This window comes from Mesorhizobium sp. ZC-5, from assembly GCF_025753855.1.
Lineage (GTDB): Bacteria > Pseudomonadota > Alphaproteobacteria > Rhizobiales > Rhizobiaceae > Neomesorhizobium.
In genome coordinates, this window is the sequence record NZ_JAOWPT010000008.1 from 140,757 (window position 1) to 165,818 (window position 25,062).

Genomic DNA, 25,062 nt, shown 5'->3' on the forward strand with positions numbered 1-25,062 from the left:
TCAGCTGTCGGCGACCTCAGGGGTTTTGTCGTCGATGGCTTCGTTGTCAAGCCGCTTCGATTCGCGCGTCGGCTTGATGAGGGGTTCCGGCGTGACCGGCTTGGTGAGCCAGCGTCCGGCCTGCAGGCCATCGACCGCCTGCAAGGCGAGGCGCTCTTCGTCGCGCTGGCGGACATCTTCCCGGATAGCCGAAGCCGTCTCCTGATCCATGCCGAGCGCCTCCAGCGTCTTCTGGCCGAACAGAAGCCCGGACTCGAAGGTTTCGCGAAGCTCGTAGTCGACACCCCTGGCGCGCAATTGCAGCGTGTGGGTGCGGTCGTATGAGCGCACATAGAGCCTGGCGTCGGGGAACTCGCTCTGGATGAGTTCGACGATCTTGTCGGTGGTTTCCTTCTTGTTGGTGGCGACGGCGACGACCTTGGCGCGGCGGATGCCGGCGGCTTCCAGCACGTCCTTGCGGGTGCCGTCGCCGAAATAGATGCGGAAGCCGAACTTGCCGGCGCTGCGCACCCTATCGGCGGAATGGTCGATGATGGTGACGCTCGAACCGCCGGTCAGCAAGATCTGCGAGGCGATCTGGCCGAAGCGCGAGAAGCCGATCATCAGGACGTTGCCGCCCGCGCCATCGAAATCTTCCTCCATCTCCTCAGGCTGGTCGGCCGTGAGAAAGGCCTTCGATGCCGGTGCAAAGAGCGGCATCAAGGCCATCGAGACCGTGACGATGGCGATCAGCATCGACGCCGTTTCCAGCGGAAAGATCGATGCCGACGCAGCCACCGAGAACAGCACGAAGGCAAATTCGCCGCCTTGTGGTAGCAGGAAGGCGACGCGGACCGCGTCGTCGTGCTTGCAGTTGAACAGCCGGCAGACCGTGTAGGTGACCGCAACCTTGACCGCCATCAGCACGGGAACGGCGAGCAGGATGGTCTGCCAGTTTTCGACGATCACATCGAGTTCGAGCGAAAGGCCGACCGCCATGAAGAAAAGGCCGAGCAGAATGCCGCGGAACGGCTCGATGTCGGCTTCGAGTTCGTGGCGATAGGACGATTCGGCCAGCATCACGCCGGCAATGAAGGCGCCCATCGCCATCGAGAGGCCGGCAACCTGCATCAGGGTGGCGGCGCCCAGAACAACCAGAAGCGCAGCCGCGATCATCGCTTCCTTGGCGCCGGTGTTGGCGATGATACGGAACAGCGGATTGATCAGATAGCGGCCAGCGATCAGCAGCGTGGCGATTGCCGCAATCGTGATGCCGAATTGTGGCAACACGGCCGCCTGCGTCCCTTCGCCTGGCGACAGAAGCGGGATCAACGCCAGCAGCGGAACGATGGCAAGGTCCTGGAACAGCAGGATCGAGAATGTCGTCTGGCCGTGACGCGTGTTGGTTGTGCCCTCCTGCTCAAGGAGTTGCATGGCGAATGCCGTGGAAGAAAGGGCGAGGCCGAAGCCGATGACAATCGCTGCCGGATAGGAAAGCCCGGCCAGGAGGACGCCGAGCGCCGCAAGGACGATGCCGGTCAACACGACCTGCGCCAGCCCGAGACCGAAGATGTCGCGCCGCAGCGCCCACAGGCGCGACGGCTTCAGCTCAAGCCCGATTATAAAAAGCAGGAACACGATGCCGAGTTCGGCAACATGCAGGATTTCCTCGCCGCCGGTGATCAGCCTTGCTGCCGGGCCGATGGCGATGCCGGCCGCCAGATAGCCGAGGATGGTGCCAAGACCGATGCGCTTGAACAGCGGGGCCGCCACGACGGCGCCGCCGAGAAGCAGCAGAACTTCGGAATAGATTGTTCCCTCGACGGCCAAGACAATGTTCCCGATGCTGACCCGCTCGCGAGTCCCGTGGCATTTGCGGTGAGAGGCACCCATTGCACAAGGGACGCCGGAACAATAGATGGTGCCGGAGACGCTTTGCACCAACGCCGCATACGAAATCAATAAAAGCCGGAACCCGCTGATGACCGACACCATCGATGCCAGCAAGCTCGTCGACCGGGTAGCAGCACTCGTCGAGGCCGCGAAGAAATCGGGTGCCGATGCCGCCGATGCGGTTGCCGTGCGCGGCAGGTCGACCGGGGTTTCGGTCCGGCTGGGCAAGGTCGAAAGCACCGAAGCCTCCGAAAGCGACGACATCTCGCTGCGCGTTTTCGTCGGCAAGCGGGTGGCAAGCGTGTCGGCCACGGCATCGTCGGATCCGGCCGAACTCGCCGGGCGCGCGGTCGCCATGGCGCGCGTTTCGCCTGAAGACCCGTTCCAGGGGCTCGCCGATGCCTCACGGCTCGTGAAAGAGCCGCGTGACCTCGATCTGTTCGACGCCACGGTCGTCTTGGCTGAAAAATTGCGTGAAGACGCTCTTGCCGCCGAAGAAGCGGCGCTGGCCGTTGCGGGCGTCACCAATTCCGGCGGCAGCGGCGCCAGTGCCGGACTTGGCGGTCTCGTGCTGGCGACGTCCGAAGGGTTCCTCGGGCAGTATGTCGCGTCGCGGTTCTCGCGATCGGCCAGCGTCATCGCCGGTGAAGGAACCGGCATGGAACGCGACTATGACTTCTCGTCGCGCCAGCATTTTTCCGACCTTGATTCGCCCGAGACGATCGGCCGCAAGGCCGGTGAACGTGCGGTGAAGCGGCTGAACGCGCGCAAGGCGAAGACCGGCCCCGTCGACGTGATCTACGATCCGCGCGTGGCGCGCGGCATTGCCGGCCATCTGGCAGGTGCGATCAACGGCGCATCGGTGGCACGCAAGACCAGTTTTCTGCGCGACATGATGGGCAAGCCGGTGGCGCATGCCGGAATCACCATCACCGACGATCCGCTGCGGGTGCGCGGCCAGTCGTCGCGGCCGTTCGACGGCGAGGGGGTCGAGGGCATGCCGCTCGACATGGTGAAGGACGGTGTGCTGCGGCACTGGTTCCTGTCGACATCAACTGCGCGCGAACTCGGCCTCGAAACCAATGGGCGCGGCTCGCGCGCCGGATCGTCGGTCTCGCCCTCCTCGTCCAATCTCGCCATCGAGCCGGGCGGGAAATCGCCCGAGGAGCTGATCAAGGCGCTGAAAACCGGTTTCTACGTTACCGAAGTCTTCGGCCAGGGCGTCAATATGGTGACGGGCGAATACAGCCGCGGTGCCAGCGGATTCTGGATCGAGAACGGCGAACTCGCCTATCCTGTCTCGGAGGTCACGATTGCGTCGAATCTCAAGGACATGTTCCTGAGGATGATTCCCGCCAACGACCTCGACCGCAATTTCGGCACGGCGGCGCCGACGCTTCTGATCGAAGGAATGACCCTTGCCGGCAGCTGAGGCCAGCCAATCGTCGAAGACCTCGGCTGACCTGCCGCTGATCCGCGAAGCAGCCGAGGAAGCCGGGCGGATCGCCATGCGCTTCTTCAAGCGCAATCCCGAAGTCTGGATGAAAAGCGGCCAGTCGCCGGTGAGCGAAGCCGACTATGCGGTCGATACCTATCTGCGCCAGACCTTGCTTGCGGCGCGGCCGGATTACGGCTGGCTTTCCGAGGAGACCGTCGATTCGCCGGCCAGGCTCGGCTCCCACCGCACCTTCGTGGTCGATCCGATCGACGGCACGCGGGCCTTTCTCGACGGCCGCAGCACCTGGTGCGTGTCGATCGCGGTGGTCGAGAACGGCGTCTCCCTCTCGGGTGTTCTGGAATGTCCGGTGAAAAACGAGACTTTCTGGGCGGAAGCGGGAAAGGGCGCGTTCAAGAACGGGACCGCCATCCACGTCAATCCGCCCGGCGACAGCTTCACGGTTGCCGGCCCCAAACTTCTGATCGATGCGACGCCCGAGGAATGGCGCAGCCGGTTCCGGACCGTTCCCTACATTCCGTCGCTCGCCTATAGAGTCGCGATGGTCGCCAGTGGCGAACTCGACGGGAGCTTCGTCAAGCCCGATTCCCACGACTGGGACCTGGCTGCTGCCGATCTGATGCTGCGCGAGGCCGGCGGCCGGCTGCTGGACCGTCACGGAAAGACGCTGCACTATGCCGGGCCGAACCCGCGCAATGGTGTGCTGGCCGCGGGCAGTGGTGCGCTTCTGCAGGCAATGATGGCTGTGATCGCGGACTTTGAGAATTGAAGACCGCTCAAAGCGGTTTCAAACGATGACTTTTTCATCTAAGCAGCACCAGCTTCGTGATTTGGGATTCATAACGGACATGGCTGGGGAAGACGGTAAGAAACAGCTTTTGCACCTGGTTTTCGGCGGCGAACTGACCAAACTTGGCAGCACCGAATTCCGCGATCTCGATGGACTTGATATTGTCGGAATCTTTCCCGACTACAAATCCGCTGAATTGGCCTGGAAGGCCAAGGCACAGGCCACGGTGGACAATGCGCATATGCGCTATTTCATCGTTCACCTGCACAGGCTGCTTGAACCGGATGCCAAGAAGACCGGCCAGAACTGACGCGATGGACGAAAAAGCAACGCCGGTGGCAAGGACCGAGATACAGCCGCGCCGTCCCGGCGCGATGAAGGCGTTCTGGAGGTCCATCCGCAAGCCGCTGGCGCAGTCGCGCTTCTCGAAGAACGTGCTGGCTTCGATGCTTGCGCAGGCATTGCGTTTCATCAAGCTGACGAACCCGCTTGTCGAAGGATCATCCGACCTGGCCAAGGCACGCGACGAGTTTTCCCCGGCAATCATCGCGCTTTGGCATGGCCAGCACCTGCTCGCGCCAGCCGTTTACAAGGGCGCGCAAGGTGTCGTCGCGATGGTGTCGCGCAGCGCCGACGCCGAGATGAATGCCATGGTGGTCGAAAAGCTGGGCCTCGAGGCGGTGCGCGGTTCCGGTGGCCGCGAAGGTGGCAGTCGCATGGACAAGGGTGGGGCGCGGGCGCTCATCGCGCTCAAGAAGGCGCTCGATGCCGGCAAGAATGTCGCCATGATCGCCGATATTCCCAAAGGCAAGCCGCGCGATGCCGGCTTGGGGATCGTGACGCTGGCGAAGCTTTCGGGTCGTCCGGTGGTGCCGCTCGCGGTTGCCACCAGCCGCCGCAAGGTGCTGGAGAAAAGCTGGGACAAGACGGCCATCAACCTGCCTTTCGGACGCGGTGCGGCGATCATCGGCGATCTCGTGCGGGTTCCGGCCAATGCCAGCGATGCCGAGATGGAACAGAAGCGCCAGGAAGTGACGGCCTCCCTCAACGCGGCCACCGAAAAGGCTTATCGCCTGGTGGACCGGATCCGATGAGCGAGCGTTGGGCGCGCGCTGTGCTGTCGGCCTACCGCTTCGCGGGAGCCGCCGCCTATCCGCTCATCGGCGGTTATGTCGGCTGGCGCACCAACAGGGGCAAGGAAGAGCGAAGCCGCCGGCGCGAGCGCTATGGCATCGCGAGCCGCCCCCGGCCGCATGGCCCGCTGGTCTGGGTCCATGCGGCAAGCGTCGGCGAGACGGTGGCGGTCATTCCGCTGATCGAACGCATTCTCGGCTTCGGCATTCATGTGGTGCTGACGACCGGGACGGTGACGTCCGCGCGGGTCGCGGAGGAGCGGCTTGGCGACGGCATCATCCACCAATATGTGCCGCTCGATCTGAAGCCCGCCGTCAGCCGTTTTCTCGACCATTGGGAGCCGGACCTGGCGATCATCGCCGAGTCCGAGATATGGCCGATGACGATCCTCGAACTCGGGGCGCGCCGCGTTCCGCAGGTTCTGGTCAACGGGCGCTTGTCGGACCGCTCCTTCGCGTCGTGGAAAAAACGTCCCTTTATCGCCGAAGCGCTGTTCGAGAACCTCGCCCATGTCGTGGCGCAGTCTGAACTCGACGGCGAACGCTTCCAGGCGCTCGGCGCGCGGCCGGTCACCGTTTCCGGCAACCTGAAGGTCGATACAGATCCGCCACCGGTTGACGAAAAGTCGCTTGCCGACCTCAGCCACCAGATCGGATCGCGACAGACTTGGGCGGCGGTTTCGACCCATGAGGGCGAGGAGATGGTTGCGGCGGAAGTCCACAAGATCCTGCGCCCCCGCCACAAGGGCCTGCTGACGATCATCGTGCCGCGCCACCCGAACCGCGCCGACGCGCTTGCCACGGAGTTTGCCGCGGCGGGCCTGAAAGTGGCGCGCCGCAGCCTGGGCGAGCCGATCGATTCCGACACCGACATCCTGCTGGGCGACACGATCGGCGAGATGGGGCTTTATCTCCGGTTGACCGAGATCGCCTTTGTCGGCCGTTCGCTGACGTCGGAAGGCGGCCAGAACCCGCTCGAGCCGGCAATGCTCGATACAGCGGTGCTGGCAGGCCGCAACGTCCAGAATTTCCGCGATTCCTATCAGCGGCTGATCGACGGCGGCGGCGCCAAGATCGTTCGTGACCGCGACATGCTTGCCGGCGCCGTGAACTTCCTGCTCAAGAACAAGCAGGCGCGCGAGGACATGATTGCCGCGGCCGCGGCGACCGTGGACGATATGCGCGGCGCGCTTGCAGCGACCTTGAGGGCGCTCGAGCCCTATATCCAGCCGCTCATCGTGAAATCGCGGCTCAAGGAAGGCGGCAACGGGAGTTATCCTTAGGGATGGCGAGCGAGGCGCCTCCGTTCTGGTGGGAAAAGCCCGACTGGCGCGCCTATGCGCTCTATCCGCTCTCGGCGATCTATGGCGCGGTGGCCCGCCAGCGCCTGAATGCGGCGAAACGCGAGAAGATCGATTGTCCGGTGCTGTGCGTCGGCAACCTGACCGTCGGCGGCGCCGGCAAGACGCCGGTGGCGATCGCGCTTGCCGGAGAGGCGGCTTCTCTCGGCCTCAAGCCCGGATTTCTGTCGCGCGGCCATGGCGGCAGTTTCACCGAACCGCATCTGGTAGATCCGCATCATGACGGCGCCAGGCATGTCGGCGACGAACCGCTGCTGCTTGCCGAGCATGCACAGGTGGCGGTGACGCCGAACCGCGCGGCCGGCGCCCGCCTGCTGATCGACAATGGCTGCGATTTCCTGATCATGGATGACGGCTTCCAGAGCGCGCGCATCCACATCGACTTCGCGCTGCTGGTGATCGATGCGCGGCGCGGCGTCGGCAACGGCCACATCATTCCCGGGGGCCCGATGCGGGCGCCGCTTCTCGATCAGTTGCGCTTGGCCGATGCCGTCCTGAAGATGGGCGAGGGCAACGCCGCCGATCTGGTCATCCGCCGTGCGGCACGCGCCGGCAAGCCGATCTTTGAAGCGGTTGCGCGTCCACGCGACGCACAACGGCTCGCCGGCAAGCACCTGCTTGCCTTCGCCGGTATCGGCAATCCTGACAAGTTTTACGATACGGTCGCTGAAGCTGGTGCCACGGTCGCCCTGAAGCGCTCCTTCGGCGATCATCACTTCTATGCCGATGACGAACTGGTCGACATCGCCGCAACGGCCCGGTCGGCGGAACTGGAGATCGTCACCACCGCGAAGGATGCGGCGAGGCTGCGTCATGGATCGGCTGCCGCGCAGGCACTGCTCGAACGGGCGCATGTTCTCGAAATCGACACGGTATTCGAACCCGCTACCGCCCCCGGGCGGATGATCGAAGAGACCCTGAAAAACTGGCGCGAGCGAAAACTTCGCGGCTAGCGGATTCCGGTGGAAGCGCGCGCCTTTGGAGGGTGGCGGTTAGGAAAGTGCGATCTAACGCCGCTTGCGCAGATCCGGATTGGCCTGGATCTCGCGCTGCAGCGATACCGTGGCGCTGATGTAGGGCTCCTGCCGCGCGACGCTCCAGTATTTCAATTCGTCGAGCGGGATGGACTCGCCGGTGACCGCGCAGCGCACGAAGGCGCCGGGGCTGGTGACCTGGAAGTCCCCGTCGAGATAGCGGATGCGGGCTTCCCTGGCGCCAGGGCCCTCAAAGCGGTTCATCATATGAGCCTTTCAACGGATTTCTTCGGCCATAAAACGGCGGCGAGGTCAAGCGCGAGGCTTGCCGCACGTTACCGGCGGCCGAATAGTCTCTCGATGTCGGCAAGCTTCAGTTCGATGTAGGTCGGCCGCCCATGATTGCAGGTGCCGGAGCCGGGCGTCGCCTCCATCTGGCGCAGCAGCGCGTTCATCTCCTCGGCGCGAAGCTGGCGGCCGGAGCGCACCGAGCCGTGGCAGGCCATGGTCGCGGCGATCTTGTCCAGCCGCTCCTTCAGCGTCTCGGCGGTGTCGCTGTCGGCGATTTCATCGGCGAGATCGCGGATGAGCTGCGCCGCGTTGGTTTCTCCCAGCATCGAGGGCGTCTCGCGCACCGCGATGGCGCCCGGCCCGAAGCGCTCGACCGACAGGCCGAAACGGCGCAGCGTCTCGGCATGCGAGGCAACGCGTTCGGCATCCTCCTCCGGCAGGTCGACGATCTCGGGAATGAGAAGCATCTGCGCTGGCACCGGCCGCGAATGCAGCGCCGTCTTCAGCGCTTCGTAGACAAGGCGTTCGTGCGCGGCATGCTGGTCGACGATGATCAGCGAATCCGCCGTCTGCGCGACAATGTAGTTTTCATGCACCTGCGCCCGCGCCGCGCCAAGTTGCGCCGTCAGCAGCTCCGGGGCGATGTCGCCGCTGCCGGCGCGCGCGTCGGCACTCGTCATCGGCCCGGCATCGAACGCCGCTTGCTCGCTTTCGCCAAATCCCGCCTGCAGCGGCCGGCTGGGCGACTGCATCGGATCATAGCCGGCAGCCGCCGAGGCACGGAACCCGGCGTGGAAGGTGCGATGGCCGTTGGCCGGCCCGGCATGGCCGTAGCTCGTCGGGCCTGGCCGGAAGGCGCCCATCATCGCCGCCGCCCCGGTTGTCGCGGAACGGATGCCGGCTTCCGCAAGCGCCTGGCGTATGGCGCCGACGATCAGCCCGCGCACCATGCCCGGATCGCGGAAGCGCACATCGGCCTTGGCGGGATGGACGTTGACGTCGACATGCGCCGGATCGAGCGTCAGGAATAGTGCCGTTACCGCATGGCGATCGCGCGGCAAAACGTCGGCGAAAGCGCCGCGAATGGCGCTGGCGATCAGCTTGTCTCGCACCGGGCGGCCGTTGACATAGGCGTATTGCTGCAGGGCGTTGGCGCGGGTGAAGGACGGGACGGAGACGTAGCCGCCGAGATGCACGCCTTCGCGCGCGGCGTCGATGCCAATGGCGTTCTCCGGAAAATCCTTGCCCATCACCTGCGCGATACGCGCAAGCCGGGCATCCGCACCCTCGCCGACAGCGGGCAGGTCCAGCGTCGAGCGATCGGTGCCGGACAGCGTGAAGCGCACGGCGGGGAAGGCGATGGCGATGCGCTTCACCACGTCGGCGGCGGCGGTTGCCTCGGCGCGCTCGCCCTTCATGAACTTCAACCGTGCCGGCGTCGCGAAGAACAGGTCGCGCACCTCAACCAGCGTGCCGCGATTGGCGCCTGCCGGCCTGACCGGTGACAGGCGGCCGCCCTCGACGCGAATTTCGGCACCGCTGTCGGCAGACGCGGTGCGCGAACGCACGGTCAGCCGCGACACCGAGCCGATCGACGGCAGCGCCTCGCCGCGAAACCCCAACGAGCGGATATCGTGGATGTCGTCCCCGAGCTTCGACGTGCAGTGGCGGGCGATGGCCAGTTCGAGCTCCCCGACGGGAATGCCGGCACCGTCGTCGCTGACCCGGATCAACGCCAGTCCGCCGCCGGCGGTCACCACTTCGACGCGGCTGGCGCCCGCGTCGAGTGCGTTCTCGACCAGTTCCTTGACGACGCTTGCCGGACGCTCGATCACCTCGCCGGCGGCGATCTGGTTGACCATGGTTTCGGAAAGCTGGCGGATGGGCATGGCGCCGACCTTATCCGGATTCGGGTTCGACGCGAAAGCCAATCACGCCTGCGCGGCCAGCCAGTCGCGCACTTTTTCGGCACTCTCCGACAGCGGCCGGTTCTTCGGCCAGGCGACATGGAAGTCCTTGCCGGTTGTCATCACATGGTCGGTCAGCCGGACAAGCAAGCCGCTGGCGATCAGGCGTTCGGTCAAATGCCGCCAGCCGAGCGCAATGCCCTGGCCCTCCATCACCGCCTGGATGACCAGCACGTAGTCGTTGATGACGAGGCCGCGCTTGGCGACGGCGCCGTTGATGCCGGCCGACTGGAACCATTCGTTCCAGTTGGCTGCCCGGCGGAAAGGCTCTTCGAGGTGTATGAGATGATGAAGGGTGATCTCCGCCGGGGTCCGCGGCGCCCCCGCGCGCGCGATGTAGGCCGGTCCGGCGACGGCGTAGATTTCCTCATGGGCGATCGGCAGGAGGTTGTAGTCCGGCCAGTCCTCGGCGTCGCCGCCGCGAATGCCGAGCGGGATGCCCTCGGCAATGAGATCGAGGTCGCGATCGGCGGTGTGGATGCGGAGGTCGATGCCGGGCAGGTCGTCGCGGAACTTCTGCAGCCGCGGCATCATCCACGATGAGGTAAAGGCGGTGGAGGCCGAAAGCGTGACATGCATGCCACTGGTCAGCGCACGCAATTCTTCGGCCGATTTTCGGATATGCGACAGGCCGAGGGTGACATCGGCGAAGAAGCGGCCGCCGGCTTCCGTCAGTCGCACCTGACGGTGGCGGCGCTGGAACAGCTTGACGCCCAACTGATCCTCCAGGCCGCGCACCGCGTAGGAAACCGCCGCCTGGGTCATGCCGAGTTCGCGCCCGGCGGCGGTAAAGCTGGAGAGCCGGCCGGCCGCTTCGAAGACAATCAGGTTGCCGGCGGACGGCAGCAGATGACGCAGGCTTTGCATAAGTCCAGCTTATGCAAGCAATCAGGATTTTCAAGCGTCACAGTGGCGTTGGCAGCCGATAGGCTCATGATTGCATACAGCTGGAGCCATGAATGACCGCAGCCACAGCCGAAATCGCCGATCATCCGGTGAAACGCCGGGAGCGCGGCGGCCGCGTTGCGCGGCGCGAGATACGCTCGCACGGTTCCGAGGGCCTCGGCCGTCCCTATATCGTCCGCAACATCCCGACCTATGACATCCTGTCCGAAGAGAACCTGGTCAGGATCGAAGAGACCGCGGACCGTATCCTGGCCGAGATCGGTATCGAGTTCCGTGACGACCCGGCAGTGCTCGATCACTGGAAGCGGGCAGGGGCGAGCATAAACGGCGCTCTGGTGAAATTCGAGCCGGGCATGCTGCGCGAGATTCTGAAAACCGCGCCGGCCACTTTTACCCAGCATGCGAGAAACCCGGCCAATTCGGTGGAAATCGGCGGCAAGAACGTCGTGTTCTCGCCGGCCTACGGTTCGCCCTTCGTCATGGATATCGACAAGGGTCGGCGCTACGGCACCATCGAGGATTTCCGCAACTTCGTGAAGCTGGCGCAGTCGTCGCCTTGGCTGCATCATTCCGGCGGCACCATCTGCGAGCCGGTCGATGTGCCGGTCAACAAGCGCCATCTCGACATGGTGTATTCGCATATCAAATATTCCGACCGCGGCTTCATGGGCTCCGTCACCGCAGAATCCCGCGCCGAAGACTCCATCGACATGGCGCGGATCGTGTTCGGCGAGAAATTCACCGACGAGAACTGCGTCATCCTGGGCAATGTCAACGTCAACTCGCCGCTGGTCTGGGACGCCACCATGACCACGGCGCTGCGCGCCTATGCGCGGGCCAACCAGGCGGCGGTGATCGTGCCGTTCATCCTCGGCGGGGCGATGGGTCCGGTGACCAACGCCGGCGCTATCGCGCAGTCGCTGGCAGAAACGATGGCCGGCTGCGCGCTGACTCAGTTGGAGCGGCCGGGCGCGCCGGTGATCTTCGGCAACTTCCTGTCGTCGATGTCGCTGCGTTCCGGCTCGCCGACCTTCGGCACGCCGGAACCGGCGATCGGCTCGATGGTGATCGGGCAGCTAGCGCGGCGGCTGAACCTTCCTCTCCGCTGCTCCGGCAACTTCACCACCTCGAAGCTTCCCGACGCGCATGCGATGAACGAGGCGACCATGTCGATGCTGGCCGCCGTGCATTGCGGCGCCAATTTCATTTTGCACTCCGCCGGCTTCCTCGACGGGCTGTTGTCGATGTCCTACGAAAAATTCGTGATGGACGCCGATTTCTGCGGCGCGCTGCATACCTATCTCGACGGCGTCAAGATCGACGACAACCAGCTGGCGCTCGACGCCTTCCTGGAAGTCGGGCCGGGCAGTCATTTCTTCGGCTGTGCGCATACGATGCAGAACTACGAAACCGCGTTCTGGGATTCGGAGATCGCCGACAACGAGCCGTTCGAGAAGTGGGAGGCGGCCGGTTCGGAAGATTCCGCCATCCGCGCCAACAAACGCTGGAAGAAGGCGCTGGCCGAATATCAGGCTCCGCCGCTCGACGAAGGCATCGACGCAGCGTTGCAGGATTTCATGAAGCGCAAGAAGGCGTCGATGGAGGATGCCTGGTACTGAGCCGGCAAGAACAAGCAATAAGGGAACATCGGGAGGAAACCGCATGGCATTTTTCAGGAGTAACGGCGATCGCGTTCCCGCGGTCATCGAGCGGATGGCCGCGGCGGCGCAGGCAGGGCGCGTGGATCGCCGCGAATTTCTGGCGCTGGCGAGCGCGATGGGCGCGTCGACCGCATTCGCGTACGGCATGATCGGGTTGGCCGCTCCCACACGGGCGGTGGCTCAGGAGGCGACGAAAGGCGGCGTCCTGAAAGTGGCCATGGCGGTGAAAGGGCAGAAGGATCCGCGCACCTATGACTGGGTGGAGATGGCGAACATCACCCGGACCTTCCTGGAGCCGCTGGTCACCTACACGCGGGAGTTTACCTTCGAGCCGGTCCTGCTCGAAAGCTGGGACGTGAACGACGATGCGACCGAATACGTGCTGCACCTCAGGAAGGGCGCGACGTGGAACAATGGTGACGCGTTCAACGCCGATGACGTCGTCTTCAATCTCAATCGCTGGTGCGACAAGGCGGCGACGGGCAACTCGATGGCCGCGCGGGTGGGTTCCCTGATCGATGAGGCGACTGGCCGTGCCCGGGAGGGCGCCATCACCCGCGTCGACGACCATACGGTCAAGCTGACGCTCAAAAACCCGGACATTTCCATCATTCCCAATCTGACGGATTATCCGGCGCTCGTCGTGCACCGGAACTTCGAGGCGGACGGCGCCGATCCGGTCGCCAAGCCGGTAGGCACCGGGGCGTTCGAACTCGTGTCCTACGAGGTTGGCACGAAAGCTGTGGTCAAACGCCGGGAAAACGGAAGCTGGTGGGGCGGGGAGGCGCTGCTCGACGGCGTCGAGTTCATCGACTACGGCACCGATCCGACGGCGATGCTGAGCGCTTTCGAATCCGGGGAAATACAAGCCAATTTCGAGACGCCGGCCGACTATGTGGACATACTCGATGGCATGGCGCTGGTGAAATCCGAAGTCGCGACGGCAACGACGCTGGTCGCACGCACCAATGTCACCAACAAGCCCTACGACGACCAGCGGGTGCGCAATGCCCTCCAGATGGCGGTCGACAACAATGCGGTGCTGCAACTCGGTTATGGCGGGCGCGGGACCGTCGGCGAGAACCACCATGTGGCCCCGATCCATCCGGAATATGCTGAACTGCCGAAGAAGCAGCGCGACGTGGAAGGCGCGAAGAAACTGCTGGAGGAAGCCGGGCAGGCCGACTTCGAGCACGACCTGATAACCGTGGAGGACGACTGGCAGAAGAACACGGGCGACGCCATCGCAGCGCAGCTCCGCGAAGCCGGCATCAAGGTGAAGCGCACGGTTCTGCCGGGTTCGACCTTCTGGAACGACTGGACGAAGTATCCCTATTCGATGACCATCTGGTACATGCGCCCGCTCGGGGTGCAGGTTCTGGCACTCGGTTACAGGACCGGGGAAGCCTGGAACGAGAGCGGCTATTCCAATCCCGAATTCGACGCGAAGCTCAACGAGGCGCTGGCAATCGTCGAACCCGAAAAACGCCGCGAGGTCATGAAGGAGATCGAGCAGATACTCCAGGATTCCGGCGTCATCATTCAGCCTTTCTGGCAATCGCTCTATTGTCACATGGCGGAGTCGGTGCAGGGTTACGGCATCCACCCGACCTTCCAGATAGATCTGCAGAAGGTGTGGCTCAAGGCCGCGTGAGGGGAACCGCGGCTAGCGGCGATCGACAAGGCGCGCCCCGGCGTTGCTGGACGCTTGGTAACTGAGGGTATGCGATGAAAATCACCAATATCCGCGTCACCCACGTCAATGTGCCGCTCGACGCACCTTTCTGGTGGACGGGCGGCGTCTACCCCGGCGCTTCGAAATCGATCGTCGAGGTCGAGACCGACGAAGGCGTCGTCGGTCTCGGCGAAGCGCCTTGGTGGCATTTCGGCGAGGTCATCAAGGCCGAGATCGCGCCGGCGCTGATCGGCGCCGATCCGCTCGACCTTGCCGACTGCGAAGCGCGTTGCGTGCCGCCGTGGCAGATCACCGCGAACACCGGTGAAAATGCCGCCTCGGTGGCGTTCGGCGCCGTGGAACTGGCGCTGTGGGACATTCGCGGCAAGGTATTCGGGATGCCGCTCTACAAGCTGCTCGGCGGCGCCGTGCGCAAGGACATTCCGTTTTCCGAATATTTCGCCTTCCGTCCAAAACAAGGAGCCGCAGGCGGGGAGATGACGCCCGAGGCGATCGTCGACTATTGCCTGAAGATGCGGGAAGAGCACGGCTCGACCATCTTCGAGGGCAAGCTGATCATGGGCGATCCGCAGCTCGAGATCCGGACCGTCCGGATGATGCGCAAGGCACTTGGCGAAATTGCGCAGATCAAGCTCGATTCCAACATGCAGTGGTCGCTGACATCGGCCCGCTGGATCCTGCGCGAGATCGAGCCGTACAACATTCGCAATTACGAGGATCCGGTCGCCAGCTTCGAAGAGATGGCGGCACTGCGCCAGCATTCGCGCATCCCGTTCTCGACGCACGTCCCCGATCTGCGCCGTGCCGTGGCGCTCGGCGCGCCCGATTATTTCGTGTGCAATTTCGCAGCCCTTGGCGGACTTTCGCGAACCATGAAGTTCGTTGCCGCCTGCGAAGCGATGGGCAAGGGTTTCTGGTGCTATTCCAACGACCTCGGCATCATGACCGCGGCTTACCTGCATGTCGTCGCTGCGACGCCGTGGATCACCGAGGCCTCGCAGTCGCTGTTCCGCTGGCAGATCGGCGACGTCATCAAGGATGGGCCGTTCCGCCAGGTTAACAACACGGTGCGCGTGCCGGAAGGACGGGGTCTCGGCGTCGAGCTCGATCCGGCGGAAATGAAACGCTGGGCCGCGCATTTTTCCAAACACGGTCCGATGCATCACTTCTCGGACCCCGCCAATCCCGGCCGCTACCGCCGGCTGCCGTTGAATTGATGCGTCCCGCTAAAGAACCCGCCTCAGCCGCGTCCGCGATAGGGGGCCACCCCGGTGTCTGGCAGCCAGGCGCCTTTGGGCGGTGCGCCGGTCTGCCAGAATACGTCGATCGGGATGCCGCCGCGCGGGTACCAGTAGCCGGCGATGCGGAGCCACAATGGTTTCGTCGCTTCGACGATGCGCCGCCCGATCATCACCGTGCAGTCCTCATGGAAGGCGCCGTGATTGCGGAACGAGACCATGAAAAGCTTGAGCGACTTCGATTCCACCAGGAACTTGTCCGGGGCATAATCGATGACGATGTGCGCGAAATCCGGCTGGCCGGTTACCGGACAGAGCGAGGTGAATTCCGGGCAGGTGAAGCGTACGATCGCCGGCGGGCCCTCAGTGCGCGAAAACGGCACTGTTTCGAGGATGGCGATGTCTGGTGAGGTGGGCGTCTCCACCTTGGCGCCCAATTGGGTGAGGCTGTCGGTAATGGTCATGTTATTGCTCCGTTGCGGGCGCTTATAGGAACCTTTCGGTAGAACAAAAAGACCATGTCGAGTAACGATCCGCTTCTCCAGCCTTACCAGCTCAAGCACCTGCGGCTTAAGAACCGCGTCATGTCGACCAGCCATGAGCCGGCCTATTCCGAAGACGGCATGCCGAAGGAGCGCTACCGGCTCTACCACGCCGAGAAGGCCAAGGGGGGCATGGCGCTGACGATGACCGCCGGCTCGGCGATCGTGGCGCGCGACAGCCCGGCCGCATTCGGCAATCTGCAGGCCTATCGCGACGAGATCGTTCCGTGGATGCGCGAGCTTGCCGACGCCTGCCACGAGCATGACTGCAAGGTGATGATCCAGCTCACCCATCTCGGCCGCCGCACCGGCTGGAACAGGGCCGACTGGCTGCCGGTGTTGTCCGCGTCGCCGGTGCGCGAGCCAGCTCACCGCTCCTTCCCCAAGGAGGCGGAGGACTGGGACATCGAGCGCATCGTCGCCGACTATGCTTCGGCCGCGCAGCGCATGCAGGCGGCAGGCCTCGACGGCATCGAGTTCGAAGCCTACGGCCACCTGATGGACGGTTTCTGGTCGCCGGCCACCAACAAGAGAATGGACGAATATGGCGGTACGCTGGACAACCGCCTGCGCTTCACCTGGCGGGTGATCGATGCGGTTCGCCAGGCGGTCGGCGAAAAGTTCATCGTCGGTATCCGCATGGTCGCCGACGAGGATTTTTCAGCCGGCCTGTCGAAGGACGAAGGCGTCGAGATCGCGCGGCGGCTGGCTGCGTCGGGAAAATTCGACTTCCTGAACATCATCCGCGGCTCTATCGAGACAGACGCCGCGCTGACCAAGGTCATCCCGATCACCGGCATGCGTTCCTCGCCGCATCTCGATTTCGCCGGCGAGGTGAGGGCGGCGACCAAATTCCCTGTCTTCCATGCCGCGCGAATTTCGGATGTGGCGACGGCGCGCCATGCCATTGCGGCGGGCAAGCTGGACATGGTCGGCATGACCCGCGCGCATCTCGCCGACCCGCACATCGTGCGCAAGGTCATGGAAGGCCGCGAGCACGAGATACGACCTTGCGTCGGCGCCACCTATTGCCTCGACCGCATCTATGAAGGCGGCGAGGCTCTGTGCGTTCACAATGCCGCTACCGGGCGTGAAGCTACGGTCCCGCACGTCATCGCCAAGGCAAGCGGGCCTGCGAAGCGGGTGATCGTCGCAGGCGCCGGTGCTGCCGGCCTGGAGGCGGCGCGGGTTGCCGCCGAGCGCGGCCACAAGGTGACCGTACTGGAGGCTTCCGGGCAGGCCGGTGGGCAAATCCGGCTTGCAGCCCAGAACGCACGCCGCAAGGAACTGATCGGCATCGTCGATTGGCGGCTGTCGGAGCTGGAGCGGCTCGGCGTCGAAATCCGCTACGACAGCTGGGCGGAGGCGGATGAGGTCCAGGCTCTCTCTCCCGAAGTGGTGATCGTGGCGACCGGCGGCGTTCCGCAGAATCCACCGCTGGAGGCGGGAGACGATCTCGTCACCTCGAGCTGGGACATCGTCGCCGGAGCGGTGAAGCCCGGTGAGAACGTGCTGCTTTATGACGATAATGGCGGCCACCAGGGCATGACGGCGGCCGAGCTGATCGCCAATGCCGGCGCAAGGCTGGAACTGGTGTCGCCGGAGCGCTTCTTCGCACCGGAAATGGGCGGAATGAACCATGTTCCCTACATGCGCGCCTTCCACGAGAAGGGCGTCAGGGTCACCATCAACACGCGGCTGAATTCGGTGCGGCGAGACGGCAACCAGCTTGTGGCAACGCTGTCGTCCGACTTCGCCGACGGCTGGCGCGATGAGCGGCGGGTCGACCAGGTGGTGGTCGAGCACGGCACGCTGCCGCTCGACGATCTCTATCTCGCGCTGAAACCGCTGTCCAAAAACGCCGGTGCGATCGATTACGCGAAACTGGTCGACGGTGGCGACATCTTTCCGAACACGCAACCGGCAGCCGGTTTTGTCTTGCTGCGCATCGGCGATGCGGTGGCGTCACGCAACATTCACGCGGCGATCTATGATGGGATCAGGTTCGCGATGCGGATTTAGATACGGCTGTATCGATTGCTCAGAACATACGCGCGATGGCCATGCAGAGAACGGTGACGACAAGCAGGCGGGCGGCGATGCGTTCGCCCTTCGCCATCTTGGCGCGCAGCACGGTTTCCGACGCTGTGTCCGCACCGGCAAGCTGCCGCTGCGCGGGGCCGACCATGGCGCCGAGCACGTGGCTGCGGTGATCGCAGCCACGATGCCCAGGGCCAGCGTCTTTTCCATGCCGCCGAAATAGGCGCCGTGAAAGAAATACCAGAGCAGCGCGCCGGTCACGAACACCATGCCTGCCGATCCCATCTGCGCGGGAAAAAAGCGCTCGGCGCGAATGTCGGCGTCGCGCGCCAGCGTGATGGTCGTGCCCGCCCAGAACACTCCGGCCAAGACGTGCAGTCCGAGAACGACGGTATAGACATACTGCATCGCGACCTCCTCATGTATGCTAGATATCTAACAATTAGATATCTAATGATTAGAAGTCAACTTGGATCCATAAATCATGCTAGGCTGGAATCATGATCTCATCCACCCGCCCGCCGACCGGCCTCGATCTCAACCGCACCGCCAAGATTGTCGGTACCGCTTTCGACGCGGCCCTGGCGGAGGCCGGCAGTTCGCTTCCGGTCTGGCTGACCTTGCTGTCGATCAAGTCGCGGTCCCTGGCGAACCAGCGCGAGCACGCAGTAGCGATCGGCATCCAAGGCGCCACGCTCACCCATCATTTGAATGCGCTGGAGGGGCAGGGTCTTTTGACGCGGCGACGCGATCCGGCCAACCGCCGGGTGCATCAGATCGAACTGACCGAGGCGGGCGAGGCGTTGTTCTTGCGCCTGCGCGCTGTCGCGATGGCTTTCGACAAACGATTGCGTGCCGGTGTTCCCGAGGAGAAACAGGCGCAGTTCGCCGAAATCCTGGCGATGCTGCGCGCCAATGTGGGGTTTACAGCGTCCGAATAGACGTCAGGCCAGGCTGCCTTGCAGCACCTTCAGCCTGGCGCGTTTCGGGTTGCGGGCGGCAAGCCAGGAGCGGGCTTGGTCGTCGGGCATCGGGAACGCGATCGAATATCCCTGCACCTGTTCGCAACCGATCGACAGCAGCGAGTTCAGTTCGGCCTCGGTCTCGGCGCCCTCCGCGATGATCGAGATGCCGAGACCGCGTGCGAGCTCGGTGATGGCGCGGACGATCTTGCTGTTGTCGCCATTGGCGTTGATGTTCTGCACGAATCGGCGGTCGATCTTCAGCCGGTCAATCTCGTTCGGATTCACGTGGCTGAGCGAGGCATAGCCGGTGCCGAAGTCGTCAAGCTCCAGATGGATGCCGGCGGCGCGGATATGGCGCAGCTTTGCCGCGATGCCGGTCTTTTCATCGTCGAGAATGACGGATTCGACGATTTCCAGCGATAGTTTCTGCGGCGGCAGACCGGCTTTTTCGAGCGTCGCGAAGAGGAAGCGATCGAAATCCTGTTCGCGCAGTTCCGATCCCGAGACATTGACCGCGAGGCGCCCGAAATGGATCCCGGCATGGTGCCATTCGGCGGCGTGCTCGATGGCCTTTCGGACGATGATGCGGCCGATCTGAACCATCAGGCCGGATTTCTCCGCGACCGGGATGAACTCGCCAGGCGGGATCATGCCGCGTTCCGGATGCTTCCACCGCACCAGCGCTTCGACCCCGGTGATGGCGCCGTTGGCGAGCGAGACCTGCGGCTGGAAATAGATGCTGAAGGAATCTTCCGCGATGGCGGTCTTGAGGTCGCGCTCGAGCTGCTTGCGATGCTCGAGTTCCTGGCGCAGTTCGTCGGAAAAGAAGGAGAAGTTGCCGCCGCCAAGCTTTTTTGCCGAATAGAGGGCGAGGTCGGCATGGACAACGAGATCGCCGGCATTGTCGGCGTCCACCGGATAAACGGCAATGCCGGCACTGGCGCCGGGATGAATGACGGCGCCCTGGTAGGTGATCGGCTCGTTGATGCGTTCGAGTATCCGCTTGGCCAGCGCGTGGATGTCCTCGCTGGAACCGGCGCCGCTGAGGATCATGACGAATTCGTCGCCGCCGAGGCGCACGCAGAGGTCCGATGCGCGGCAGGATTCGCGCATGCGCTGGGCGGTCATCACCAGCACATAGTCTCCGGCGGCATGCCCGAGCGTGTCGTTGATCTGCTTGAAGCGGTCGAGATCGAGCTGCACCACGGCGAGCCGTTCGCGCCGGCGCTGCGTGCCCTTGAGCAGCGTGTCGAAATGGTCGGTAAGGAAGGTGCGGTTGTGAAGGCCGGTCAGGCCGTCATGCACGGCAATGAAGGCCATCGAGTTGCGGGCATCGACCAATTCATGGGTACGCCGCATGATCACGTTGGACATCGGCCGGAAAATGAAGAGGACGATGAGCACAAGGATGCCGATGGTGACAAAGAACAGGATACGATGCGCGCTGAGCATTTTCTCCAGGCGGGCATTGGACTTGCCCCTGATCTGTTCGCCGAGCGCGGTGTAGCCGGCAAGCGTCGCCTTGGCGACCGTCTCGTCGAGACGGGCGCGGTCGCGGTCGGCGAGGTAGCCTGACGTTGGGCCGCCGATGCCGAGCTCGGCCTGGACGGCCGCGGCGAAACGCTTGCCGTTGGCGGCAAGGCTGGTCGAAAAGTAGTCGAGGTGGAACGGCTTGGCGAACAGCACGCTCTCGACCGTCGAACTGTCGAGCCGGTTTGGTGAAAGCGGGTCGGCTGCGGTGCGCTCCAGCAGCAGGTCATAATTTTTCTCGAATTCGGCATTGGTTTCCCGCAGCGTGGCGAGCAGCCCTGGCTTGGCGGTGAATGGCGCGGTGTCGACCGTCGCCGCGAGAAACGCGACCCTTTGGGAAAGCACCCGCTGGCCGTTGGCGAGTGAGAGAAGCGCCTCGTCGCGCTGTTGCGCGGCCATCATCTGCTGGAGAAGCAGATACGACGCCATCGCCATCGCGGCGATGATCAGGAGCGCGACCCAATAGGCGCTCTTGAACAGCAGGATGAGCTTGCCCGACCCTGTCGATGCGGTTTGCTGCGACATTTGCCCCCGAGGCCCTTGTACGCGATGTTTCTTGTTGTTGACGACAGCTTGGCTGCAAGGCGTTAACAGGCTGGAAAGGTTTTGGATTTGCCTGCGGTCGGGGCGCCGAATCTGATCGAATGGTTAGCGCTGCCTTTAGGAAACCCCGAATTTTTTAGGGTAGCGTCTTTTGCCGCCGCGGCATAAAGAGCTTTCGTCGGCACTGCGTTCGGGACTAAAATGCCGCCCTCTCATTCCAGAATAGACATCGGAACCGTCCATGAACATTGAGCCCAAGGCCGCCAGCAAATCCTCCGCCGGTTCTTTTGTGTGGAGCGATCCGTTCCTGCTGGAGGACCAGTTGTCGGAGGACGAGCGGGCGGTGCGCGATGGAGCAGCCGCGTTCTGCGCCGACAAGCTCGCGCCGCGCATCGAGGAGGCCTATCTCGAGGAGAAGACCGATCCGGCGATTTTTCGCGAGATGGGCGAGGCGGGCCTGCTCGGCATCACCATTCCCGAAGAATATGGCGGCCTCGACGCCGGCTACGTCACCTACGGGCTGGTCGCGCGGGAAGTAGAACGCGTGGACAGTGGCTATCGCTCGATGATGAGCGTGCAGTCGTCGCTGGTCATGTATCCGATCTACGCCTATGGCGACGATGCGCAACGCAAGAAATTCCTGCCGAAGCTGGCCTCTGGCGAATGGATAGGCTGCTTTGGCCTGACCGAGCCGGATGCCGGCTCCGATCCGGGCGGCATGAAGACGCGGGCCGAGAAAACGGCGAACGGCTACCGCATCTCCGGCTCGAAGATGTGGATCTCCAATGCGCCGATCGCCGACGTTTTCGTCGTCTGGGCGAAGTCGGCGGCGCATGACAACCAGATCCGCGGCTTCGTGCTGGAAAAGGGCATGAAAGGGCTGTCGGCGCCCAAGATCGGCGGCAAGCTGTCGCTGCGTGCGTCGATCACCGGCGAGATTGTCATGGACAATGTCGAGGTCGGCGAGGATGCGCTTTTGCCCAACGTGTCTGGCCTGAAAGGTCCGTTCGGCTGCTTGAACCGCGCCCGCTACGGCATCTCATGGGGCGCGATGGGAGCAGCTGAGGATTGCTGGTTCCGCGCCCGCCAGTACGGTCTCGACAGGAAGCAGTTCGGCAAGCCGCTGGCCGGCATGCAGCTCTACCAGAAGAAGCTCGCCGACATGCAGACCGACATCGCGCTCGGCCTACAGGGCTCGTTGCGTGTCGGGCGGCTGATGGACGAAGGCCGGATGGAGCCCGAGATGATCTCGATCATCAAGCGCAACAATTGCGGCAAGGCGCTCGATATCGCCCGCCAGGCGCGCGACATGCACGGCGGCAACGGCATCCAGATCGGCTACCACGTCATGCGCCACGCGCAGAACCTGGAGACGGTCAACACCTACGAAGGCGCCCACGACGTGCACGCCCTCATCCTCGGCCGTGCGCAGACTGGGCTGCAGGCATTTTTCTGAAGGTGACGAGCGCTCCTCTCCCCGTTCACGGGGAGAGGATGCCGGCAGGCAGGTGAGGGGCGGCTCTAAACTCGCCGAGGTTTTCACTGCCCCTCATCCGGCCCTTCGGGCCAGCTTCTCCCCCTAAACGGGGAGAAGGGACAAGCGGCGTTGTCGCCGCTTTCCCGATGAAGATTCATCTACAAGGCGCTTTGGAATATCGGCTCGCCCAGCGCTTCGATATCGACTTCCACGCCCAGCCCCGGACCGCTTGGCAGCGTCATCTCACCATCCGCGATCCGGAAGTCCGCTTTCGCGTTCGAAACCGTTACCCAATTGTGGAAATCGACGGTGTGCTGGCGCAGGATTTCCGGTGTCGACAGCATGAGGCCGCAATAGGCCGCGGTATCGATCTCGGCGCCGCCCGTATCCTCGATGGTGATCTTCAGGTTGCGGGCAATCGCGATGTCGCGCACCAGTTTTGCCTTGGTCAGGCCGCCGACGCGGGCGAGCTTGATGGTGATGCCATCGACAAGCCCATCGGCGATTGCCCGCAGCAGCACATCGGCGCCGTCGATGGTTTCGTCCAGCACGAGCGGCCGTTCGCAGGCGCGGCGGATGGCGAGGTTTTCCTCGTAGCTCGCGCAGGGCTGCTCCAGCGTATAGTCGAGGTTGCCTGTCGCCATCAGGAATTGCCGCGTCTCTGAGGTGCCCCAACTCGCATTGGCATCACAAAACAGCACCGTGTCCGAAGGGATGGCCGCCCGCACCGCTTCCAGCCGCGCGATATCCTCATTGACGTCGAGCCCCACCTTCACCTGCAGGCGTCGATAGCCTTCGGCGATGTATTTCTGCGCCCGCGCAGCCATCGCATCCGGGGCCTGCTGGGCAATCGACCGGTAGAGCGCCAGGCTGTCGCCCTCCGCGCCGCCGCTCATCGAGGCGAGCGAAAGGCCGCTGTGCTTGCCGGCAAGATCCCAGAGTGCCATGTCGATCGCCGATTTGGCGTAGGGGTGGCCCTTCAGCAGCAGATCCATGCGGCGGTTCAGCGCCTCGACGCCGCTTGCGTCGGCTCCCAACAGTTGCGGTGCCAGTTCACGCATCGCGGCGCGTGCGCCCTCGGCGAAGGCTGGATCATAGAAGCTACCGAGCGGCGCCATCTCGCCATATCCGCGTTGACCGTCTCGCGACGTGATTTCCACGATGGTTGAATCGAAACCCTCGGCGCTGCGGCCGCCCGAACAGCGATAGGTGCCGTCGCGAAAGGGCTGCCATTGCCTGTGGATGCGGATGCTTGATATGGCCGTGGCGGACATGGGGTTCCTTCATTTCGCGTCGGCGGATATCTTCACTCTAGCGCTGTGCCCGCTTCGTTGAAGCAAGGGAAACGGCGGATCGCCAAGTCGCTTTTATGATAGATTCCTGCCATAGCTGCGCGCTAGTTCGGGTCGATTCCTGCGGAGTACGGTGTCATGAGCGGTAATTTCCTTTCCCATATCGCGTCCGAGCTGGAAGGCCTGAAATCCGCCGGTCTGTACAAGTCCGAGCGCGTCATCAACTCGATGCAATCGGCCAGGATCGAGGTCGGCGGCGCCAGGGTCCTGAATTTCTGCGCCAACAACTATCTAGGCCTCGCCGACAATGAGGAATTGCGCGATGCCGCCAAGGCCGCGCTCGACCGCTACGGCTACGGCATGGCCTCGGTGCGCTTCATCTGCGGCACCCAGGAGGAGCACAAGCAGCTCGAGGCGACCATCTCGAAGTTCCTGGGTATGGAGGACACGATCCTTTACGGCTCCTGCTTCGACGCCAATGGCGGGCTGTTCGAAACATTGCTCGGCGAAGAAGATGCTGTCATTTCCGACGCGTTGAACCACGCCTCCATTATCGACGGCGTGCGGCTCTCCAAGGCCAAGCGCTTCCGCTATGCCAACAACGACATGGCCGCACTCGAGGAAGAATTGAAGAAGGCGGAAGGCAGCCGCTTCAAGCTGATCGCCACCGACGGCGTCTTCTCCATGGACGGCATCATCGCCAATCTGCAGGGTGTCTGCGACCTGGCCGAAAAATACGGTGCGATGGTGATGGTCGACGACAGCCATGCGGTCGGCTTCGTCGGCAAGAACGGCCGCGGTTCGGCCGAACATTGCGGCGTCGAGGGCAGGGTGGACATCATTACCGGCACGCTCGGCAAGGCGCTGGGCGGCGCGTCCGGCGGTTACACGTCGGCCAGGCGCGAGGTCGTCGACTGGCTGCGCCAGCGCTCGCGCCCTTATCTGTTCTCGAACACGCTGATGCCGGCGATTGCCGGCGCGTCGATCAAGGTCTTCGGCATGATCGAAAAGGGCGACGCGATGCGCGAACGGCTTTACGGCAATGCGGCGCGTTTTCGCGAGAAAATGACCAGGCTTGGCTTCAAACTTGCCGGAGCCGGCCATCCGATCATTCCGGTGATGCTGGGCGACGCAAGCCTGGCGCAGGAGATGGCAGCGAAAATGCTGGAGCGCGGCATCTACGTCATCGGTTTCTCGTTTCCGGTGGTGCCGAAGGGACAGGCGCGGATTCGGACGCAGATGTCGGCCGCGCATTCGACGCAGGATATTGACCGCGCGGTTGAGGCGTTCGGCGAAGTCGGGCGTGAACTCGGCGTAATCAGCTAGGG

21 protein-coding genes are annotated in these 25,062 nt (G+C 63.7%); 13 read left to right on the forward strand and 8 right to left on the reverse strand.

Translation table 11 applies throughout. From position 1 onward, the window contains the following. On the reverse strand, positions 1-1,872 hold the full coding sequence (locus tag OHD58_RS20550) for a monovalent cation:proton antiporter-2 (CPA2) family protein (RefSeq protein WP_263805263.1): 1,872 nt from the start codon (positions 1,870-1,872) through the stop codon (positions 1-3). A gap of 88 nt (positions 1,873-1,960) precedes the next feature. On the opposite strand from OHD58_RS20550, the gene OHD58_RS20555 reads away from it, so the two are divergent. The 6 genes from OHD58_RS20555 (at position 1,961) to lpxK (ending at position 7,565) form a co-directional block, all read left to right on the forward strand. Further along, complete coding sequence (locus tag OHD58_RS20555) at positions 1,961-3,304, forward strand: TldD/PmbA family protein (protein WP_263805264.1); 1,344 nt, start codon at positions 1,961-1,963, stop codon at positions 3,302-3,304. Continuing rightward, positions 3,291-4,097: a 3'(2'),5'-bisphosphate nucleotidase CysQ gene (locus tag OHD58_RS20560; protein WP_263805265.1), complete on the forward strand. Its 807-nt coding sequence runs from the start codon at positions 3,291-3,293 to the stop codon at positions 4,095-4,097. The genes OHD58_RS20555 and OHD58_RS20560 overlap by 14 nt, the downstream gene beginning before the upstream one ends. Positions 4,098-4,176: 79 nt before the next feature. Further along, positions 4,177-4,428, forward strand: a complete 252-nt coding sequence (locus tag OHD58_RS20565) for a DUF4170 domain-containing protein (RefSeq protein WP_263805370.1) — start codon at positions 4,177-4,179, stop codon at positions 4,426-4,428. Positions 4,429-4,432: 4 nt separating this feature from the next. Continuing rightward, on the forward strand, positions 4,433-5,212 hold the full coding sequence (locus tag OHD58_RS20570) for a lysophospholipid acyltransferase family protein (protein WP_263805266.1): 780 nt from the start codon (positions 4,433-4,435) through the stop codon (positions 5,210-5,212). Then, positions 5,209-6,534 carry a lipid IV(A) 3-deoxy-D-manno-octulosonic acid transferase gene (gene waaA / locus OHD58_RS20575; protein WP_263805267.1) on the forward strand — a complete coding sequence of 442 codons (1,326 nt, stop codon included), beginning with the start codon at positions 5,209-5,211 and terminating at the stop codon, positions 6,532-6,534. The genes OHD58_RS20570 and waaA overlap by 4 nt, the downstream gene beginning before the upstream one ends. Before the next feature lie 2 nt (positions 6,535-6,536). Continuing rightward, entirely contained in the window at positions 6,537-7,565 is a 1,029-nt protein-coding gene (gene lpxK / locus OHD58_RS20580; protein WP_263805268.1) for a tetraacyldisaccharide 4'-kinase, read from the forward strand. 54 nt (positions 7,566-7,619) lie between these two features. Here lpxK and OHD58_RS20585 read toward each other — a convergent pair whose 3' ends face one another. The 3 genes from OHD58_RS20585 to OHD58_RS20595 all read right to left on the reverse strand — a co-directional run bounded on the left by OHD58_RS20585 (position 7,620) and on the right by OHD58_RS20595 (position 10,711). Beyond that, the gene (locus OHD58_RS20585) at positions 7,620-7,853 is read right to left on the reverse strand and encodes a DUF2093 domain-containing protein (protein ID WP_263805269.1); all 234 of its coding nucleotides are present in this window, start codon (positions 7,851-7,853) and stop codon (positions 7,620-7,622) included. Positions 7,854-7,921: 68 nt separating this feature from the next. Beyond that, positions 7,922-9,766, reverse strand: a complete 1,845-nt coding sequence (gene mutL, locus OHD58_RS20590; protein WP_263805271.1) for a DNA mismatch repair endonuclease MutL — start codon at positions 9,764-9,766, stop codon at positions 7,922-7,924. Positions 9,767-9,808: 42 nt separating this feature from the next. Next, the gene (locus OHD58_RS20595) at positions 9,809-10,711 is read right to left on the reverse strand and encodes a LysR substrate-binding domain-containing protein (protein ID WP_263805272.1); all 903 of its coding nucleotides are present in this window, start codon (positions 10,709-10,711) and stop codon (positions 9,809-9,811) included. Positions 10,712-10,803: 92 nt separating this feature from the next. Between OHD58_RS20595 and OHD58_RS20600 the strand changes: the two genes are divergently transcribed. From OHD58_RS20600 to OHD58_RS20610, 3 genes are all read left to right on the forward strand, one after another. Continuing rightward, complete coding sequence (locus tag OHD58_RS20600) at positions 10,804-12,369, forward strand: trimethylamine methyltransferase family protein (protein WP_263805273.1); 1,566 nt, start codon at positions 10,804-10,806, stop codon at positions 12,367-12,369. Between the two features lie 43 nt (positions 12,370-12,412). Beyond that, positions 12,413-14,065, forward strand: coding sequence for an ABC transporter substrate-binding protein (locus OHD58_RS20605; protein ID WP_263805274.1), 1,653 nt, complete (start codon positions 12,413-12,415; stop codon positions 14,063-14,065). 74 nt (positions 14,066-14,139) lie between these two features. Continuing rightward, on the forward strand, positions 14,140-15,324 hold the full coding sequence (locus OHD58_RS20610; RefSeq protein WP_263805275.1) for a mandelate racemase/muconate lactonizing enzyme family protein: 1,185 nt from the start codon (positions 14,140-14,142) through the stop codon (positions 15,322-15,324). A gap of 23 nt (positions 15,325-15,347) precedes the next feature. On the opposite strand, the gene queF is transcribed toward OHD58_RS20610, so the two are convergent. Further along, positions 15,348-15,809 (reverse strand): preQ(1) synthase, encoded by a 462-nt coding sequence (gene queF / locus OHD58_RS20615; protein WP_263805276.1) that lies wholly within the window; start codon positions 15,807-15,809, stop codon positions 15,348-15,350. Between the two features lie 54 nt (positions 15,810-15,863). On the opposite strand from queF, the gene OHD58_RS20620 reads away from it, so the two are divergent. Then, entirely contained in the window at positions 15,864-17,909 is a 2,046-nt protein-coding gene (locus OHD58_RS20620; RefSeq protein WP_263805278.1) for an NADH:flavin oxidoreductase, read from the forward strand. Here OHD58_RS20620 and OHD58_RS20625 read toward each other — a convergent pair. Further along, on the reverse strand, positions 17,853-18,335 hold the full coding sequence (locus OHD58_RS20625) for a hypothetical protein (RefSeq protein ID WP_263805280.1): 483 nt from the start codon (positions 18,333-18,335) through the stop codon (positions 17,853-17,855). The two genes, OHD58_RS20620 and OHD58_RS20625, sit on opposite strands and share 57 nt — an antisense overlap. 92 nt (positions 18,336-18,427) lie before the next feature. Between OHD58_RS20625 and OHD58_RS20630 the strand changes: the two genes are divergently transcribed. Then, a complete protein-coding gene (locus tag OHD58_RS20630; protein WP_263805281.1) occupies positions 18,428-18,868 on the forward strand; it encodes a MarR family winged helix-turn-helix transcriptional regulator in 441 nt (146 codons plus the stop codon). 3 nt (positions 18,869-18,871) lie between these two features. Here OHD58_RS20630 and OHD58_RS20635 read toward each other — a convergent pair whose 3' ends face one another. After that, a complete protein-coding gene (locus tag OHD58_RS20635) occupies positions 18,872-20,947 on the reverse strand; it encodes a putative bifunctional diguanylate cyclase/phosphodiesterase (protein ID WP_263805282.1) in 2,076 nt (691 codons plus the stop codon). Between the two features lie 259 nt (positions 20,948-21,206). Here OHD58_RS20635 and OHD58_RS20640 point away from each other — a divergent pair, with 259 nt between their 5' ends. Then, complete coding sequence (locus OHD58_RS20640; protein WP_263805284.1) at positions 21,207-22,421, forward strand: acyl-CoA dehydrogenase; 1,215 nt, start codon at positions 21,207-21,209, stop codon at positions 22,419-22,421. Between the two features lie 179 nt (positions 22,422-22,600). On the opposite strand, the gene OHD58_RS20645 is transcribed toward OHD58_RS20640, so the two are convergent. Beyond that, a complete protein-coding gene (locus OHD58_RS20645; RefSeq protein ID WP_263805286.1) occupies positions 22,601-23,716 on the reverse strand; it encodes a mandelate racemase/muconate lactonizing enzyme family protein in 1,116 nt (371 codons plus the stop codon). Between the two features lie 156 nt (positions 23,717-23,872). On the opposite strand from OHD58_RS20645, the gene OHD58_RS20650 reads away from it, so the two are divergent. Next, positions 23,873-25,060, forward strand: coding sequence for a glycine C-acetyltransferase (locus tag OHD58_RS20650; protein ID WP_263805288.1), 1,188 nt, complete (start codon positions 23,873-23,875; stop codon positions 25,058-25,060). The last annotated feature ends 2 nt before the right edge of the window (positions 25,061-25,062 follow it).

Coding starts and splice junctions, on each gene's coding strand:
- OHD58_RS20550 (WP_263805263.1), bottom strand. CDS start 1,872: ATGGGTGCCTCTCACCGCAAATGCCACGGGACTCGCGAGCGGGTCAGC.
- OHD58_RS20555 (WP_263805264.1), top strand. CDS start 1,961: ATGACCGACACCATCGATGCCAGCAAGCTCGTCGACCGGGTAGCAGCA.
- OHD58_RS20565 (WP_263805370.1), top strand. CDS start 4,177: ATGGCTGGGGAAGACGGTAAGAAACAGCTTTTGCACCTGGTTTTCGGC.
- OHD58_RS20570 (WP_263805266.1), top strand. CDS start 4,433: ATGGACGAAAAAGCAACGCCGGTGGCAAGGACCGAGATACAGCCGCGC.
- waaA (WP_263805267.1), top strand. CDS start 5,209: ATGAGCGAGCGTTGGGCGCGCGCTGTGCTGTCGGCCTACCGCTTCGCG.
- lpxK (WP_263805268.1), top strand. CDS start 6,537: ATGGCGAGCGAGGCGCCTCCGTTCTGGTGGGAAAAGCCCGACTGGCGC.
- OHD58_RS20585 (WP_263805269.1), bottom strand. CDS start 7,853: ATGATGAACCGCTTTGAGGGCCCTGGCGCCAGGGAAGCCCGCATCCGC.
- mutL (WP_263805271.1), bottom strand. CDS start 9,766: ATGCCCATCCGCCAGCTTTCCGAAACCATGGTCAACCAGATCGCCGCC.
- OHD58_RS20595 (WP_263805272.1), bottom strand. CDS start 10,711: ATGCAAAGCCTGCGTCATCTGCTGCCGTCCGCCGGCAACCTGATTGTC.
- OHD58_RS20600 (WP_263805273.1), top strand. CDS start 10,804: ATGACCGCAGCCACAGCCGAAATCGCCGATCATCCGGTGAAACGCCGG.
- OHD58_RS20605 (WP_263805274.1), top strand. CDS start 12,413: ATGGCATTTTTCAGGAGTAACGGCGATCGCGTTCCCGCGGTCATCGAG.
- OHD58_RS20610 (WP_263805275.1), top strand. CDS start 14,140: ATGAAAATCACCAATATCCGCGTCACCCACGTCAATGTGCCGCTCGAC.
- queF (WP_263805276.1), bottom strand. CDS start 15,809: ATGACCATTACCGACAGCCTCACCCAATTGGGCGCCAAGGTGGAGACG.
- OHD58_RS20620 (WP_263805278.1), top strand. CDS start 15,864: ATGTCGAGTAACGATCCGCTTCTCCAGCCTTACCAGCTCAAGCACCTG.
- OHD58_RS20625 (WP_263805280.1), bottom strand. CDS start 18,335: ATGCAGTATGTCTATACCGTCGTTCTCGGACTGCACGTCTTGGCCGGA.
- OHD58_RS20630 (WP_263805281.1), top strand. CDS start 18,428: ATGATCTCATCCACCCGCCCGCCGACCGGCCTCGATCTCAACCGCACC.
- OHD58_RS20635 (WP_263805282.1), bottom strand. CDS start 20,947: ATGTCGCAGCAAACCGCATCGACAGGGTCGGGCAAGCTCATCCTGCTG.
- OHD58_RS20640 (WP_263805284.1), top strand. CDS start 21,207: ATGAACATTGAGCCCAAGGCCGCCAGCAAATCCTCCGCCGGTTCTTTT.
- OHD58_RS20645 (WP_263805286.1), bottom strand. CDS start 23,716: ATGTCCGCCACGGCCATATCAAGCATCCGCATCCACAGGCAATGGCAG.
- OHD58_RS20650 (WP_263805288.1), top strand. CDS start 23,873: ATGAGCGGTAATTTCCTTTCCCATATCGCGTCCGAGCTGGAAGGCCTG.